This window comes from Photorhabdus sp. RM322S, assembly GCF_042879395.1.
In the GTDB taxonomy this organism is placed as follows: domain Bacteria; phylum Pseudomonadota; class Gammaproteobacteria; order Enterobacterales; family Enterobacteriaceae; genus Photorhabdus; species Photorhabdus khanii.
In genome coordinates, this window is record NZ_JBHFKW010000146.1 from 1 (window position 1) to 748 (window position 748).

Annotated in this window: 1 pseudogene; it reads right to left on the reverse strand. The window is 61.2% G+C overall.

The annotated features are described in order from the left end of the window. A pseudogene (locus ACGF63_RS22980) lies at positions 1-748 on the reverse strand (type VI secretion protein VasK); the annotation flags it as partial.

Sequence of the window (748 nt, forward strand, 5' to 3'; positions counted from 1 at the left end):
ATGCTGCCAGCGCTATCACCCCCCACTGCGCGCTTTTCTCCCACGGGAAACCCGCGGCCTGACCTCGGATATCACGCACATCGGCCAGTACCCCGTCCCAGCTCGCTTCCACCAACCAGCCATGCTCAGTCACCCCCGGCTGCGCCGACTGCGGGGAACCGAACATCACCCCCGCCAGCCATATCGGCGACCGGTTTAACAACGGTGTCAACTGGTGAACCAGACGGTCCACACCGCCGGCCAACAGATGCTGGGCCAGCCGTAACAAAAAATCGTGACGGATTTCTGCTAACGCCTGCGCCATCCCTCGGGTGGCCAGTTGGGGCGGCAGGGTATTCAGGCTCTCAGCCAGCATCTGCGCGGTTCCTTCTGCCGGCAGGAAACAGCCGACCGTCTGCGTCGGGCGGTCACGCTGGTCCCAGGGGCTGTGACGCACATTCCACACATACAGCGGTGCCTGCCAGCCCAGCTGTCGCCCCTGTTTCTCTAACATGCGCACAGCGGTATCTATCTGAGCCTGCTGGCCGAGTTGGTCTTCAGTCATCACCCACACCACACCATCCAAAGGGCGACGGCGGCGCAGTTTACGCAACGCCTTTAACTGGGCTGCATCGGGTGTCACCTGCAAACTGCCTCCCCACAGCAACAGGTTACTTTCGCCCTCCAGCCAGTGTTGATGAGTCAGGCCAGGGGCTATCTGTTCCACTTCAGAAGCTTCACCCATCACCAGCAATATACGCACTTTGCG